Source organism: Nonomuraea sp. NPDC051191 (assembly GCF_044455665.1).
Classification (GTDB): Bacteria; Actinomycetota; Actinomycetes; order Streptosporangiales; family Streptosporangiaceae; genus Nonomuraea.
The window spans coordinates 112,265-127,564 of sequence record NZ_JBITEZ010000008.1 but is presented as its reverse complement, the minus strand read 5'-3'; the positions used below and the strand labels follow the sequence as shown (position 1 = coordinate 127,564).

Genomic DNA, 15,300 nt, shown 5'->3' with positions numbered 1-15,300 from the left:
GGGGCTCACACGGTGTCAGAGTCAACCTATGGCGGTTTCTACAGACATGGGGTAATTTCCAGCGTAACAAGCAACCGAACGTTCGGTAGGTGGCCGTGGACGTGGACGCACTGCTCCGGATCAGGACGGCGGCCGTGCGGCTCTTCGCCCGGCAGGGCTTCGCCGCCACCGGCATCAGGGACCTGGCCAGGGCGGCGAACCTGACCAACGCCGGCATCTACCACCACGTCCCCAGCAAGGAAGCCCTGCTCGCCGACCTCATGCGGACCGGCCTCCAGGGCCTGATCGACTCGACCGCCCGCGTCCTGGACGGGGCCACGCGTCCCGCCGACCGCCTCGCCCTGCTGATCACCTCGCTCACCGCCCTGCACGCGCGCAGCCCCCTGACCAGCCGCGTCATGGACGGCGAGCTCCGCTCCCTCACCCCCGGCTCCCCCGCCCACACCGAGGTCATCGCCCTGCGCGACGCCTACGAGAGCCACTGGAGGAGCGCCCTGGCCGACGGCGTCGCCGAGGGCGTCTTCCACCTCGCCGACCAGAGGCTGACCCGCCTCGCGCTCATGTCCATGTGCACCGGCACCAGCGAGTGGTACCGCCCCGACGGGGACTCGACGCTGGAGCAGGTGTGCGCGGAGTTCGTCACGATCGGCCTGGCCGCCGTGCGCGCCGCCGTCCCGGTCGTGGCGCCCCTCGATCCACGCCTGCTGCCCGACTTCCCGTGGGAGCCGCCGGATGCACACCACGATCCCCGACCTGCTGAGGACCGCCGCTAGCACGTACGGCGAACGCGAGTTCCTCCGCTTCCCCGCCCCCTCACCGACCGTCCCCGCGACCTCGCTGAGCTTCGCCGAGGCCGACGCCGAGTCCGACCGCCTGGCCCGCGCGCTGGCCGCCCGAGGGGTACGCCCCGGCGACCGGGTGGCCGTCATGCTGGACAACGAGCCGTGGTGGCCGTTGAGCTGGTTCGCCGTCCTGAAGGCGGGGGCGGTCACCGTCCCCGTGAACGTCCGCTACCAGGCCGCCGACCTGGAGCACGTCCTGCGCGATTCCGGCGCGGTCGCCACCCTGGCCGGACGGGCCCACGCGGCGCGCGTGCCCGGCGTGGTGCACCTCGTGGACACGCTGACAGATGGCCCACCTCTCGACATATCCCCCAGCGCGGACAATGTCGCTAATTTCCAGTACACGTCGGGGACGACGGGCTTCCCCAAAGCCTGCCTGCTCACCCACGACTACTGGATCAGGACCGCGCGGGTCGTCGCCGACCTCGTACACCTGCGCGACGATGACGTCCTGCTGATCGCCCAGGCGTACTCCTACATGGACCCGCAATGGACCACCCTGCTCTGCCTGGCCGGCGGCATCCCGCTGGTGGTCCTCCCGCGCTTCTCCGCCTCCGGCTTCTGGCCCGCCGTCCGCGAGCACGGCGCGACCCTCACGTACGTGCTGGGCACCATGCCCCTGCTGATGCACAAGCAGCCGCCGAGCCCCCTCGACCGCGACAACCGGATGCGGCTCGTGCTCTGCTCCGGCATCGTCCCGGGCCTGCACCGCACGTTCGAGGAGCGCTGGGGCGCACCCTGGCGCGAGCTGTACGGCTCCACCGAGAGCGGCTGCGACCTGATGGCCGCCCCGGACGCGGACGACACGGTCGGCACCGGTGCGATGGGCACGCCGCCGCCCGGCAAGGAGGTCCGGCTCGACGACGAGACCGGCGAGATCCTGGTCCGCGGCGCACCCATGATGAACGGCTACTGGAACCATCCCGAGGCCACCGCGCACGCCTTCCGCGGCGGCTGGTACCACACCGGCGACCTGGGCGTACGCGACGAGCTAGGGCGTATCCGACATGCCGGGCGGCTGACGGACATGGTCCGCAGGGGCGGTGAGAACATCTCGTGCGCCGAGGTCGAGAGCGTGCTCGCCGGGCATCCCGCGGTCCTGTCCGCGGCCCTGGTCCCCATCCCCGACGACCTCTTCGGCGAGCTGCCCAAGGCGTTCATCCAGCTCCGCCCCGGACACGCCGCCGACGCGGGCACGGCCGCCGCCGTCATCGCCCATGCCAGGGAACGCCTGGCCCGCTTCAAGATCCCGGCGTACGTGGAGTTCGTGGAGTCGTTCACGCTCACCCCGTCCGCCCGCATCGAGAAGCGCCACCTGCTCCGCCCCGGCCGCGACCAGCGCGCTGCCCCCGCCATCCCCACGGAGGACCCGGCATGATCGACGTGACCGTACGCGACGAGGTGGCCCTGATCACCCTCACGCGCCCCGAGAAACTGAACGCCCTCACCGCCGGCATGCGCAGGGACCTGGCCGCGGCCGTCCGCGCGCACGGCCGTACGGCGAGGGGCATCGTGGTGACCGGCGCCGGCCGGGCCTTCTCGGCGGGCGAGGACATCGCCGAGGCGGCGGGCAAGCCGCTGGAGGCGGAGGTGGAGCTGTTCCACGACATGACCAGGGCCGTGCTGGAGACCGAGGTGCCGGTGGTCGCCGCGGTCAACGGCCTGGCCGTCGGCGGCGCCGCCGAGTGGACGCTCTGCTTCGACACGCGCCTCGGCGCCCCGGCCGCCGAGTACTTCTTCCCCGAGAACCACCTCGGCCTGTCGATCTCGAACGCCGCCGGTCACCTGCTGCCCCGGCTGGCGGGCGGCCGGGCGCTGCGACTGGTGCTCGACTCGGCCCGCCTGGACGCCGCCGGCGCGCTGGAGACCGGGCTGCTGGACGAGCTCGTGCCTGCCGAGAAGCTGGTGGAGACGGCGATCGCGCGGGTGCGCCACTGGACGCGGCCGGGCACGGCCACCGCCACGCACCTCCGGCTGCTGCGCCCGGCGCTCGCCGACGTCGAGCGCGCCTTCGAGGCCGAGACCGAGGCGGCCCGGCAGGTCGAGCGGGCGGGCCTGGCCCAGGCAGGCATGACCCGCTTCCTCACCCGCCGGACCTCCTGACATCGCGCCGCCCGCCCGCCCGGGCCGGCGGACGGTCAGGCGATGACGACGGCGGCGACGATCAGGGCGACCGCGGCCACGAGGACCGCGATCGAGTCGTAGGACCAGGTGACCCTGGCCGGGGTCGCCGGCTCCTCGCGGCGGCGGGCGGCCTCGGCGCGGTCGCGGATCTGGTCGCCCACGAAGTCGGCGTGCGTCTTGCCGGTGAACGCCTCGGCGGCGGCCTGCTCGGCCTTGCTCACCGTGGTCTCGACCCGGAACCGGCCGCCGCGCTCGGGCTTGGGCACACCGCGCCGCTGCGCCTTGGACCGCTCGCGGGCGCTGCTCATCGGCGTCCACAACCGCAGCACCTGCTCGTCGGCGCCCTCGCCGCCGTGGCGGACCGCGATGGAGTGGGTGACCGTCACCTCGCCGACGGACGCCCACGGCAGGAACGTCGTGCGCAGCGGGTTGCGGGCCAGCAGGCCCTCCTCGCCGACCACGGTGGCGGGCCTGATCGCGATCGCGTAGACGAGCGCCGACATCGCCCCGAGCACGGCCAGCGCCACCATGGACGGCTTGCCGTTGTAGTGGGCCGTCAGGTCCCACACGTTGAACGCCACGAAGACCAGCCACGCGCAGCCCAGCACGAAGGCGGTCTTGGACCGGTAGGTGTGCTTCACGGCTGCCACTTGATCTGCGCGAACCCCGGCTTGATCACGCCGTTGATCAGCGCCAGCCGCTCGTCGAACGGGAGGAAGGCCGACTTCATCGCGTTGACCGTGAACCACTGGAGGTCGTCCCAGTCGTAGCCGAACGCCTCGACCAGCTTGGCGAACTCCAGCGACACGCTCGTGGAGCTCATCAGCCGGTTGTCGGTGTTGACGGTGACCCGGAAGTGCAGCCTGCGCAGCAGCCCGATGGGATGCTCGGCGATCGAGGCGGCGGCCCCGGTCTGGAGGTTGGACGTGGGACACATCTCCAGCGGGATGCGCTTGTCGCGCACGTACGCCGCCAGCGGCCCCAGCTTGGCCGACCCGTCGCCGGCCACCGCGATGTCGTCGATGATCCGCACGCCGTGGCCCAGCCGGTCGGCGCCGCACCACTGGATGGCCTGCCAGATCGACGGCAGCCCGAACGCCTCGCCGGCGTGGATCGTGAAGTGCGCGTTCTCCCGCTGCAGGTACTCGAAGGCGTCGAGGTGCCGGGTGGGCGGGTAGCCGGCCTCGGCCCCGGCGATGTCGAACCCCACGACGCCGGCGTCGCGGTAGCGCACGGCCAGCTCGGCGATCTCCATCGAACGCGCCATGTGCCGCATCGCGGTCAGCAGCGTGCCGACCCGGATGCCGCGCCCCTGCGAGCCGAGCGTGAACCCTTCGAGCACCGCCTCCACCACCTGGTCGAGGCTCAGCCCCATGGTGGTGTGCTGCTCGGGGGCGAAACGCACCTCGGCGTAGACCACGCCGTCGTCGGCGAGGTCGCGGGCGCACTCGGCGGCCACCCGGACCAGGGACTCGCGGGTCTGCATGACCGCGACCGTGTGGTCGAAGGTCTCCAGGTAGCGCTCAAGCGACCCGGAGTCGGCGGCCTCCTCGAACCACAGGCGCAGGTTGTCGGGGTCGGTGGAGGGCAGCCGCCCGTAGTCGATCTCCCGTGCGAGCTCGACGATCGTCTCGGCGCGCAGCCCGCCGTCGAGGTGATCGTGCAACAACACCTTGGGAGCCAGCCGGATCTTGTCAAGCGTGGGGCTCATCTGGCCATGATATGAGCACACTCCTCCGCCGCCGCACACGTCGCGCCCGCCTGTGGACGACCCCTCCGGCACACCCGCGCGGCCTCCCGGGTCAGTCGCGGCCCGCGGCCTCCGGCGCGAAGGCGGGCAGGCACACGGCGACGTACTCGGCGCCGTCGGGGCCCGCGCTGTAGCGCACCTTCTCCCCCGGCGAGGTCACCACCGACTGGCCGGCGGCGATCTCGACCGTGCCGCCGTCGTGCTCGACGAGCACGCTGCCGCGCAGGACCACGGTGTACTCGGTGAACGACGGCGTCTGGGCGGGCTCGGCCCAGCCGGGCGGGGCGGTCATGTGGGCGATCGAGACCTGCTCGTCGCCACTGTTGACGCGCCCCACGTGCTCGTCGATGAGCTTGCCGCCGGGGACGGGGATGCGGGTCGGGCCCTCGATCTTTCTCACCACGGGGATCAGTGTGCCACGTCGAGCACCAGCCGGCTCGGCGCGGACTGCTCCTTCACCCGGAAGCCGGCCTTGTGGGCGAGCGCCAGGCCGATGCCCACGCGTCCCTCGAAGTCGCCGGTCCTGACGACGTCGGAGACGTTCTTGAGGTTGGCCGGGTAGACGGGGCCGCCCTTCCAGGTGGGATAGCCGTCGTCGTCGTGCGCGTTGGCGGGGACCAGGGTGAGCTGCAGGTACGCGCCGCCGCGGACGCCCATGGGCTCGCCGGAACCGTCCTCCAGGAACTCGTCCACCCATTTGACCTTGTATCCGGGAATGTCGCCCTTGAGGTCGATGACCACCCGGTCGTAGCCGTCGTGGGTGGCGTACCGGACGCCGGTCACCACGGCCGGGTCGAGGCCGTCGCGCTCGACGTCCACCTCGGCGGTGCTGGTGGGGACGTCGGAGGGGGTGCTGCGTGGGGTGGCGGCCGGGCTGGTCTCCGCGGGGGTGTCCAGCCGGGCGGTCTGCGTGACGGTGCCGCACGCGGTCAGCACGGCGAGGCAGGCGAGCGGCGCGACGAGGCGAAGGCGCGACGACCGGTCGCAGGTCGGGGATGACGGGCGCATGCCCGGTAGATGCCCAGCCCACGGGCCTGCAAGCGGCTCCACGGCGGATCGGTCCGGGTTTCCGGGGCACTTCCGCGCGGCCGGGACTGCCTCTACGCTGATCAACCTCCAAGGAGTCATACAAGTGAGCAAATCCCACGACTTATCGGCTTTTCTGGCGTCCTATGAGCCCTCGTTCGCGCGGACGGCGTACCTGCTGACCGGCGACGTGGACAAGGCGCGCGAGCTGACCGTCCACGCCCTGCTCGCGGCCTGCCGCCGGTGGTCCGCCATCCGCTACCACCGCCCGGCCGACGCGGTGCTGCGCGAGCTGTACGGACGGTTCCTGGGCGCGACGGGCGAGCCCTGGCCGCTGCCGGAGGGCCACCTGTTCACCGGGCTCGCCCCGACGACCCGCGCGGCCGTCGTCGTCACCTTCCACGACGGGCTGAGCCTCCCGCACGCGGCCGCGGTCACGGGCCTGTGGACCGGCGCCCTGGACGACGAGCTGCGGCGGGCCCGCGCCCGGCTCCGCGCCTCCCACCCGCACCTGTTCCCGGACGAGCCTCCCCGGACCGACACGACGCCTTCCTCCCCCTGGACGCTCGGCGCCGCCCCCGAGCCCGCCGCCCCGGCGGAGGAGGGTCAGGACGCGGATCCGGCCCTGCGCGCCGCCCTGCTCTCCCTGGCCGCCGAGCTGCCGCGCACCGACCTCGCCGGCACCGTCCTGCGCCGGCTCACGACGCGGCGCAGGGTACGGGCGTCGGTGTGGACGCTCGCCTCCGCCGGCCTGGTCGCCGCGCTGGTCGCGACGGTCGTGGCGGGCCTGTCCGCGGTGGCCGACAACGTGAACGAGGCGATGGCCCGCTCCCCCTTCGACCCCGGGGCGGCGGGCGCCGCCGAGGAGACCCGCGACCCGCTGCCCGCCGCGCTCCCCGACCCGGTCCGCTTCGCCTATCCGGGCTACTGCCGCGACGCCGAGGTGGACGCCCACGACCCCCGGCCCTGCGGCCAGTGGGTGCTCACGACCCGATCGGGCACGGAGTGGCGGCTGCCGGGCGCGCGGGCCGGCTACGACCCGGCCACCGGCGACTCCATGCCGCTCGCCCTCAGCCAGGACGGCCACCGGCTCGCCTACCAGAACCCCCAGGGCCGCTACCTGGTCCACGACCTGCCCACGGGCGCGGTCAAGCGCATCGAGGCGACGGCCGGGGACGGCGAGGCGCACATCGCGTCGTCCCCGGACGGCCGCTACTTCTCGCTGTCCTTCGGCGCGTCCGGCGACGGCGCGGTGCTCGACTTCCGGACGGGCACGACCAGCACCGTACGCGGCGAGGACGTCGAGATCCTGGCCGTGGACGACGACGGCACGCGCGTGGTCGCCGAACGCCGGGACACCACCGACGTGCCCGGCCACGCCTCCGTCAGCACGCTCAGGCTGGACGGCGCGCGCACCCGCACGAAGGGGTTCCGGATCGACCCCGCCCTCGTCGAGCACGGCGCCGCGCTCTCGCCCGACGGCCGCCTTCTGGCCCTGGTGACGGCCGACGCCCGGCTGGTCACCATGGACGCCCGCACCGGCCGCGTCGCCGGCCCCCGCACCCGCCTGGACGACGACGACCTCGAAGTGATCAGGGTGGAACGCTGGCTGGGCCCCGGCAAGGTCCTCGTGCGCCTGTGGGACCGCGAGGACGTGTACCTGATCCAGGTGGACGTCCGCACCGGCGAGGCCACCGCCTTCGACGACTCCGCGACGGAGTGGATCGACTACTCCGACCCGATCGGCGCGCTGGAGGAATGAGGAAGAGGGCCCCGCTTCGAGCGGAACCCTCTTCCCTGCCGCGCGGAGGTCAGACGGCCTCGAAGACCTTCGCGTCCTCCTGCTCGACCGCGGCGGCCTTGCCCGAGCGCAGGCCGGTGGCCGAGATCACCAGCCCGACCAGGGCCAGCACCAGCGCGACCACGATCGCCGAGCGCAGCGCGCCGATCGACAGCGTCTCGCCGCCCGAGGTGAGCACGGCGGTCACCACGGCCAGCACGATCGCGCCGCCGACCTGGCCGGAGGTGTTGAGCAGCCCGGAGGCCAGGCCCTGCTCGTCGTCGTCCACGCCGTTGGTGGCCTGGATGTTCAGCGCGGGGAAGGACAGGGCGAAGGCCACGCCCAGCAGGACCATGCCGGGGATCACCAGGCCGCCGAGGCTCGGCGTCTCGTCGATGCCCAGGAAGACCGCGTACCCGCCGGCCAGGGCCGCGGCGCCGATGACGATCAGCTTGCCGGTGCCGAACCTGTCGGCGAAGTCGCCCATCTTGGTCGAGGTGACCGCGACGAGCAGGCCCGCGGGCAGGAACGCCAGGGCCGTGCCGAGCGCCGACCAGTGCAGCAGGTTCTGGAAGTACTGCATGGCCACGAACTGGAAGGCCACGTACGAGCCCATCAGGATGAGCAGCCCGAGGTTGGCCCGCACGATGTGCCCCGAGCGCAGGATGCCGAGCCGCACCAGCGGGTGCTTCAACCGCAGCTCGGTGAAGACGAACAGGCCGAGCAGCACCGCCACGGCCACCAGCGAGCCGATCGTCCGGAACGAGGCCCAGCCGGCCTCGGGAGCCTGCACGACGGTGAAGACCAGCAGCAACATCGAGGCGGTGATCAGCACGGCGCCGATGAGGTCGTGACCGCCCTCGGCGCGCTCCTCCTGGCCCTTCGGCAGCACCTTCAACGCGGCGATCAGCGCGATGACCGCGACCGGCACCGGCATGAGGAGCGTCCACTGCCAGCCGAGCCCGGTCAGCAGGCCGGAGAGCACGAGGCCGAGCGAGTAGCCGCTGGCGGCGCAGGCGGTGAAGATGCTCAATGCCTTGTTGCGCTCCGGCCCCTCGGGAAACGTGGTGGTGATGATCGACAAGGCGGCGGGCGCGGTGAAGGCGGCGGCCACCCCCTTGACGAACCGGGCGGCGATCAGCAGGCCCCCGTCGTCCACGACACCACCCAGCAACGACGCGACGGCGAAGACGCCCAGAGCGACCAGGAAAACCCTGCGCCGCCCGAGCAGGTCGGCGGTCCTGCCCCCGAGCAACAGAAGACCGCCGTAGCCGAGCACGTAGCCGCTGACCACCCACTGCAGGGAAGAGGTGCTGAGGCCCAGGTCGTGCTGGATGGCCGGCAGGGCGACACCGACCATGGAGACGTCAAGGGCGTCAAGGAAGATCACTGCACAGAGCACGGCGAGCGCGCCCCAACGGGATGAGGAAGAGGACATGAGTCAGAACAATACATGCGCTCGCATCTAATGCAAGCGCATTTAATGCCGTTGCATGAATCTTCCCGAGATGGTAACCTCCGCGACATGGACGAGGAGTTCGTGGTCGAGACCTGGCATTACGTCCTGGCCAAACACGCCAAGGCCATGTGCGCGCTGGAGCGGGAGCTCGGCGAGCGGCACGGGCTCGGGCCCAGCGAGTTCGAGGTGCTCGACCGCATCGTCCACAACGACAGGAAGCTGCGCATCCAGGAGCTCTGCGAGGAGGTCCACCTGAGCCAGAGCGCCCTGTCCAGGGTCGTGGCCAGGCTGGAGAAGAGCGGGCTCGTCACCCGCGACACCTGCGTCTCCGACCGCCGGGGCGTGTTCGTCTGCATCACCGACGAGGGGCGCGAGCGGTACACCGAGGCGCTGCCCACGCAGCGCGCCGTGCTCGCGGACGTCTTCACCGACGTCCCCGCCGTCACCACCTAGCCGGCCCGCGAGAAAGACCGGCGGCGGCCGTCCCCGGCAGGGGTCCGGCCGCCGCGCACGAGTGTTCCCGGTGGTCAGCCGATGCGGTCGATGACCAGGGGCAGCAGCTCGCGCCCCGACTCGGCGACCTCGTAGCCGCCCGCCAGCGCCTCCAGCGCCCGCTCGAACCTGGCCGTCTCGTCCGCGTGCAGCGTCATCAGCGGCTGCCCCTCGCGGACCAGGTCGCCGGGCTTGGCGTGCAGCACGATCCCGGCCCCGAACGACACCGGGTCCTCCTTGCGCGCCCGTCCGGCGCCGAGCCGCCAGGCGGCCAGCCCCACCGCGTACGCGTCGAGGTGGGCCAGCACCCCGGACGACGGCGCCGCGACCGTCATGGTCTCGGCCGCCCTCGGCAGGACCGCGTCGGGGTTGCCGCCCTGGGCGGAGATCATCCGCCGCCACGCGTCCATGGCCGAGCCGTCGCGCAGCGCGTCGGCCGGGTCCTTGCCGGAGACCCCGGCGGCCGCCAGCATCTCGCGCGCCAGTCGTACGGTCAGCTCCACCACGTCGGACGGCCCGCCGCCGGCCAGCACCTCGATCGACTCCTCGACCTCCAGCGCGTTGCCCACGGCGCGGCCGAGCGGCCGGTCCATGGCCGTCAGCAGCGCGACCGTGCGCACGCCCGCGTCACCGCCGAGCGCGACCATGGTCTCGGCCAGCTCGCGGGCCGTCTCGGTCGTCTTCATGAACGCCCCGGAGCCGACCTTCACGTCGAGCACCAGCGAGCCGGTGCCCTCGGCGATCTTCTTCGACATGATCGAGGAGGCGATCAGCGGGATCGACTCGACCGTGCCGGTGACGTCGCGCAGCGCGTAGAGCTTCTTGTCGGCCGGGGCCAGCCCCGAGCCCGCCGCGCAGACCACCGCACCGGCCGTGCGCAGGACGTGCAGCATCTGGTCGTTGGAGAGCGAGGCCAGCCAGCCCGGGACGGACTCCAGCTTGTCCAGGGTGCCCCCGGTGTGCCCGAGGCCGCGCCCGGAGAGCTGGGGCACGTACGCCCCGCACGCCGCCACCAGCGGGGCCAGCGGCAGCGTGATCTTGTCGCCGACGCCGCCCGTGGAGTGCTTGTCGGCCGTGGGCCGGTCGAGCATCGACCAGTCCATCCGCTCGCCCGAGCGGATCATGGCCTGCGTCCAGTCGGCGATCTCGCGCCGGTTCATGCCGTTGAGCAGGATGGCCATGGCCAGGGCGGACATCTGCTCGTCGGCCACGTCACCGCGGGTGTAGGCGGCGATCACCCAGTCGATCTGGGCGGTGCCGAGCTCGCCGCCGTCGCGCTTGGCGCGGATGACCTCGATGGCGTCCATGGTCACGTACTCCTGCTGAGGTCGTCGGGGCCGAACGCGTACGGCAGGATCTGCGCCATGCGCTTGGGGCCGTCGACGGTCTCGACCAGCAGGTCCTCACCGCCGAACTCGTACAGGAGCTGACGGCAGCGCCCGCACGGCATGAGCAGCTCGCCGTGGCCGTCGACGCAGGTGAAGGCCACCAGCCGGCCGCCGCCCGACATCTGCAACGCCGACACCAGGCCGCACTCGGCGCACAGGCCGAGCCCGTAGGAGGCGTTCTCGACGTTGCAGCCGGTGACGATCCGGCCGTCGTCGACGACCGCCGCCGCCCCCACCGGGAACTTGGAGTACGGCGCGTAGGCGTTGCGCATGGCCGTGGCGGCCTCGGCGCGCAGGCCGTCCCAATCGATGTTCAATGTTGATCCCCCCGACGGAAGCGTACGCCGTCGGCCTTGGGCATCCGCAGACGCTGCGAGGCGACCAGGAGCACGAGCAGCGTGAGCACGTGTGGCGTGATGAAGACGAACTCGCCCGGCAGCGTCTCCACGGTCCGCCAGAGCCAGAACAGCACGAGCGCGCCCACCGCCGCGGCGGCGATCACGGTGTAGTCCTTGACGCCCCTGGTCACGACCTCGGCCGGCTGGCTCGGCGCGACCAGCTTGCGGATCTGGAGCGCGATGTAGATCACCAGCAGCAGCGAGCCGAACAGGAAGAACGTGGTGACCGCGTTGGCGTCGCCGGAGCTGCGCAGTTGCAGGCCGCTGGCGTAGCCGAACAGCGACGAGCCGGCCGCGAGCCCGCCGGGCCGCCAGTTGCCGAAGATCATGGCCGCCAGGCCGATGAAACCGCGTCCCTGTGTCTGGCCCTCGACGTACTTGTTGGAGACGAAGACCAGGAACACGCCGCCGAGCCCGGCGAACGCGCCGGAGACGACGACCGCGAGGTACTTGATCCGGTAGACGTTCACGCCCAGCGACTCGGCCGCCCACGGGTTCTCCCCCGCCGAACGCAGCCGCAGCCCGAACGACGTGCGCCACAGCACCAGGTACGTCACCGGCAGCAGCAGCACGGCCAGGATGATCAGCGCGTTCACGTCGTGGGTGAGGCCGCGCAGGATGCCGGCCAGGTCGGAGAGCAGGAACCAGTGGGTGTTCTCCAGCTTGCCGAGCAGGTCGGGGCCGGACGACAACACGGGCAGGCTCACCTCGGGGGCGCCCGAGCTGATCGCCGGCGAGGTGGTGATGCCGGCGCCCTTCGCGCTGGCCGAGGTGCCCTCGCCGTAGAGGACCTCGGACAGGAAGCGGGTGATGCCGGGGCCGAGCAGGTTGATGGCGACGCCGCTGATGATGTGGTCGACGCCGAACGTGACGGTCGCGATCGCGTGGATGAGCCCGCCGAGCGCGCCGCCGAGCAGCCCGGCGAGCAGCGCGGCCACGGCGCCCCACTGGTATCCGGCCCAGCCGGCGAACCAGGTGCCGAGCACCATCATGCCTTCGAGGCCGATGTTGACCACGCCGGCCCGCTCGGCCCACAGACCGCCGAGACCGGCCAGCCCGATCGGCACCGCGAGCAGCAGCGCCGCGTTGAACGTGCCGGAGGAGGTCAGGTCGTCCTGGCCGGAGATGATCCGCACCAGCGACAGCAGCAGGATGAGCGCGGCGACGCCGAGCAGCGCCAGATGGTATTTGCCGACCCTGCTCATGCTGCCACCTCAACCGGTCTGTTCGTGTCGAGCTGCCGGGCGGCCCGCTGCTCCTCAAGCCGCATGGCGATGCGGTTGGTCACCTCGTTCGCGATGACCACCAGCAGGACGATGACGCCCTGGATGATCGTGATGACCGACGACGGCACGTCCGCGATCTGCAGCGCGCCCTGCGCCCGGTCGAGGAAGGCGAACAGCAGCGCGGCGATCGCGATGCCGACGGGCTTGTTCCTGCCCAGCAGCGCCACCGCGATGCCGAGGAAGCCGAGGCCGGCGGTGAAGTTGGAGTTGAAGGCGCCCTTGTCGCCGAGGATCTCGGGCAGGCCGATGAGCCCCGCGATCGCGCCGGACAGCACCATGGCCGCGATGACCATCTTCTTCGGGTTGACGCCCGAGGCGAAGGCGGCCGGGCCGTTGAGCCCGCTGGCCTTGACGTTGAAGCCGAAGCGGGTGCGCTCCAGCACGACCCAGACCACCAGGCCGAGCACGACGGCCACGAGCAGGAAGCCCCACACGCCGCCGCCGCGGGTGGGCGGCAGCAGCCCGAACCAGTCGAAGACGAAGTTCAGGTTGGGGAACATGGCCGACTCGGGGAGCTGCGGCGTGGTCGTGGTGAGCTGACCGGCGGCCCGCTGGCCCGCGAACGGGCCGCGTACCAGGTAGGAGGCCAGCGAGATCGCGATGTAGTTGAGCATGATCGTGGAGATGACCTCGTTGACGCCGCGGGTCACCTTCATGACCGCGGGGATCAGCGCGTACGCGCCGCCCACGACCGCCGCGACGACGATGATCACCAGGATCTGGATCGGCTTCGGGGCGGTGAACGTCGAGCCGACGTAGGCCGCGCAGATGGCCGCGATCCGGTACTGGCCCTCGACGCCGATGTTGAAGAGGTTCATGCGGAAGCCGACCGCCACCGCGAGACCGGCGATGAACAGCGGCACCGCCCGGTTGAGGAACGCCGCGATGCCGTTGGACACCGAACGCGCGGTCTCGCCGAAGTCGAAGAAGGCGGCGAACGCGTCGATCGGGCTGGCGCCCGCCGCGATGATCGCCACGCTGGAGATCGCGATCGCCAGGACGATGGCGACGATGGCGCCTGCGACGGTGAGCAGCGCCCGGTTGAGCCCGGCGGGCATCACGTCTCCTCAGTACCGGCGATGGCGCCGGTCATGTAACCGCCAAGCCGCTCGGGCGTGACGTCGGACGGGTCGAGTTCGGCCACGAGCCGGCCGCGCAGGATCACGCGGATCGTGTCGGACAGGCCGATCAGCTCGTCGAGGTCGGCCGAGATCAGCAGCACGGCCAGACCGGCGGCCCGCGCGTTGCGCAGGTGGTCCCAGATGGCGGCCTGGGCGCCGACGTCCACGCCGCGGGTGGGGTGGGCGGCGATGAGGAACGACGGCTCGCCGCTCATCTCGCGTCCGACGATCAGCTTCTGCTGGTTGCCGCCGGACAGGGCCAGGGCCAGGGTGTCCACGCTGGGGGTGCGCACGTCGTACTCCTTGACGATGCGCTCGGTGTCGGCCTTCGAGGCGCGGCGGTCCACCCAGATGCCGCGGCGCGCCGGGGACCTGGTCTGGTGGCCGAGCACCCGGTTCTCCCACAGGGACGCCTCCAGCAGCAGGCCCTGCCGGTGGCGGTCCTCGGGGATGTAGCCGATGCCGGCCTCCCTGCGCTTCAGCGTGGACCAGGCGCTGACGTCCACGCCGCCGAGGGTGATCGTGCCGTGGGCGGGACGCATGCCCATGATCGCTTCGATCAGCTCGGACTGGCCGTTGCCCTCGACGCCGGCGATGCCCAGGATCTGGCCCGCGTGGATGTCGAAGGAGACGTCGTCGAGGATCAGGCGCTTGCCCTCCTCGCGGAGCTTGTCGACGTACAGGCCGACGGAGGTGCCCTTGGGCACGGGACGGAAGCCGTCGGCCTCCATCGTCAGCCGGGACACGCTCAGCGTGACGCTCTCCCGCACGGTGGACTCGCGGGTCTCCGGCGTGGGCAGCTCGCTGCCGACCATCAGCTCGGCGAGCCGGCGGGCGGTGACCTCGGCGGGGTTCACGCTGGCGACGGTGGTGCCGCGGCGGATCACGGTGATCGCGTCGGCGATGTTCAGCACCTCGTCGAGCTTGTGCGAGATGAAGATGACGGTCAGGCCCTCGGCCTTGAGCTCGCGCAGGTTCTCGAACAGCTCCTCGACCTCCTGCGGCACGAGGACCGCCGTCGGCTCGTCGAGGATGAGGATGCGGGCGCCGCGGTAGAGGACCTTGAGGATCTCCACCCGCTGGCGGTCGCCGACGCCGAGGTTCTCCACCAGCGCGTCGGGGTCGACGCGCAGGCCGTGGCTGCTGGCCAGCTCGGCGATGCGGGCCCGCGCCCTGCCGGTGTCGAGCACGCCGGCCTTGGTGGGCTCGGCACCGAGGACGATGTTCTCCAGCACGGTGAAGTTGTCGGCCAGCATGAAGTGCTGGTGGACCATGCCGATGCCGACGTCGATGGCGTCGCTGGGGGTGCGGAAGGTGACCTCGCGGCCGTTGACCCGGATCGTGCCCTCGTCCGGCTTCTGCATGCCGTAGAGGATCTTCATCAGGGTCGACTTGCCGGCGCCGTTCTCGCCGACGATCGCGTGCACCGTGCCGGGTTCGACGGTGATGCGGATGTCGTGGTTGGCGACGACGCCGGGGAAACGCTTGGTGATGCCCTCCAGCTCTACGGCGGGTTGCACCGCGGCGAGGGTGTCCGAGCTCATTTCGCCTCTCCTAGAGCATGGGGGGCGGACGGGGCGGATAGCGAGAAGGCCCGAAGTGGGGACTCCGGGCCCTCGGTCGTCCGTTCCTAC

Annotated in this window: 15 protein-coding genes; 5 read left to right on the top strand and 10 right to left on the bottom strand. The window is 71.8% G+C overall.

The genetic code is table 11. From position 1 onward, the window contains the following. The first annotated feature begins 101 nt into the window (after positions 1-101). Genes ACIA8R_RS24030 through ACIA8R_RS24020 form a run of 3 tightly spaced genes read left to right on the top strand, consistent with a single transcriptional unit; the run spans position 102 to position 2,945 of the window. The gene (locus tag ACIA8R_RS24030) at positions 102-773 is read left to right on the top strand and encodes a TetR/AcrR family transcriptional regulator (RefSeq protein WP_364086140.1); all 672 of its coding nucleotides are present in this window, start codon (positions 102-104) and stop codon (positions 771-773) included. Then, entirely contained in the window at positions 733-2,220 is a 1,488-nt protein-coding gene (locus ACIA8R_RS24025) for an AMP-binding protein (RefSeq protein WP_397040446.1), read from the top strand. The genes ACIA8R_RS24030 and ACIA8R_RS24025 overlap by 41 nt, the downstream gene beginning before the upstream one ends. Further along, positions 2,217-2,945 (top strand): enoyl-CoA hydratase/isomerase family protein, encoded by a 729-nt coding sequence (locus ACIA8R_RS24020; RefSeq protein WP_397040444.1) that lies wholly within the window; start codon positions 2,217-2,219, stop codon positions 2,943-2,945. The genes ACIA8R_RS24025 and ACIA8R_RS24020 overlap by 4 nt, the downstream gene beginning before the upstream one ends. Positions 2,946-2,980: 35 nt before the next feature. Here ACIA8R_RS24020 and ACIA8R_RS24015 read toward each other — a convergent pair whose 3' ends face one another. The 4 genes from ACIA8R_RS24015 to ACIA8R_RS24000 all read right to left on the bottom strand — a co-directional run bounded on the left by ACIA8R_RS24015 (position 2,981) and on the right by ACIA8R_RS24000 (position 5,724). Beyond that, on the bottom strand, positions 2,981-3,607 hold the full coding sequence (locus ACIA8R_RS24015; protein ID WP_357702409.1) for a PH domain-containing protein: 627 nt from the start codon (positions 3,605-3,607) through the stop codon (positions 2,981-2,983). Then, complete coding sequence (locus ACIA8R_RS24010; protein WP_357702408.1) at positions 3,604-4,677, bottom strand: adenosine deaminase; 1,074 nt, start codon at positions 4,675-4,677, stop codon at positions 3,604-3,606. Before ACIA8R_RS24010 ends, ACIA8R_RS24015 begins: the two co-directional genes overlap by 4 nt. A gap of 91 nt (positions 4,678-4,768) precedes the next feature. After that, positions 4,769-5,119 (bottom strand): cupin domain-containing protein, encoded by a 351-nt coding sequence (locus ACIA8R_RS24005; protein ID WP_364086133.1) that lies wholly within the window; start codon positions 5,117-5,119, stop codon positions 4,769-4,771. A gap of 5 nt (positions 5,120-5,124) precedes the next feature. After that, the gene (locus tag ACIA8R_RS24000) at positions 5,125-5,724 is read right to left on the bottom strand and encodes a hypothetical protein (protein WP_364086131.1); all 600 of its coding nucleotides are present in this window, start codon (positions 5,722-5,724) and stop codon (positions 5,125-5,127) included. Between the two features lie 124 nt (positions 5,725-5,848). Here ACIA8R_RS24000 and ACIA8R_RS23995 point away from each other — a divergent pair, with 124 nt between their 5' ends. Continuing rightward, a complete protein-coding gene (locus ACIA8R_RS23995; protein ID WP_397040441.1) occupies positions 5,849-7,504 on the top strand; it encodes a hypothetical protein in 1,656 nt (551 codons plus the stop codon). Positions 7,505-7,553: 49 nt separating this feature from the next. On the opposite strand, the gene ACIA8R_RS23990 is transcribed toward ACIA8R_RS23995, so the two are convergent. Then, positions 7,554-8,960, bottom strand: coding sequence for an MFS transporter (locus ACIA8R_RS23990; protein ID WP_397040439.1), 1,407 nt, complete (start codon positions 8,958-8,960; stop codon positions 7,554-7,556). Positions 8,961-9,047: 87 nt separating this feature from the next. On the opposite strand from ACIA8R_RS23990, the gene ACIA8R_RS23985 reads away from it, so the two are divergent. Continuing rightward, complete coding sequence (locus ACIA8R_RS23985) at positions 9,048-9,434, top strand: MarR family transcriptional regulator (protein ID WP_357702398.1); 387 nt, start codon at positions 9,048-9,050, stop codon at positions 9,432-9,434. Between the two features lie 74 nt (positions 9,435-9,508). On the opposite strand, the gene ACIA8R_RS23980 is transcribed toward ACIA8R_RS23985, so the two are convergent. Genes ACIA8R_RS23980 through ACIA8R_RS23960 form a run of 5 tightly spaced genes read right to left on the bottom strand, consistent with a single transcriptional unit; the run spans position 9,509 to position 15,210 of the window. Continuing rightward, positions 9,509-10,780, bottom strand: coding sequence for a thymidine phosphorylase (locus ACIA8R_RS23980; protein WP_397040437.1), 1,272 nt, complete (start codon positions 10,778-10,780; stop codon positions 9,509-9,511). Positions 10,781-10,782: 2 nt separating this feature from the next. Next, positions 10,783-11,178 (bottom strand): cytidine deaminase, encoded by a 396-nt coding sequence (locus ACIA8R_RS23975; protein WP_357702394.1) that lies wholly within the window; start codon positions 11,176-11,178, stop codon positions 10,783-10,785. Further along, the gene (locus ACIA8R_RS23970; protein WP_357702392.1) at positions 11,175-12,464 is read right to left on the bottom strand and encodes an ABC transporter permease; all 1,290 of its coding nucleotides are present in this window, start codon (positions 12,462-12,464) and stop codon (positions 11,175-11,177) included. Before ACIA8R_RS23970 ends, ACIA8R_RS23975 begins: the two co-directional genes overlap by 4 nt. After that, entirely contained in the window at positions 12,461-13,603 is a 1,143-nt protein-coding gene (locus ACIA8R_RS23965) for an ABC transporter permease (protein ID WP_357702390.1), read from the bottom strand. Before ACIA8R_RS23965 ends, ACIA8R_RS23970 begins: the two co-directional genes overlap by 4 nt. After that, positions 13,603-15,210, bottom strand: a complete 1,608-nt coding sequence (locus ACIA8R_RS23960) for an ABC transporter ATP-binding protein (protein WP_357702388.1) — start codon at positions 15,208-15,210, stop codon at positions 13,603-13,605. Before ACIA8R_RS23960 ends, ACIA8R_RS23965 begins: the two co-directional genes overlap by 1 nt. Between the last annotated feature and the right edge of the window lie 90 nt (positions 15,211-15,300).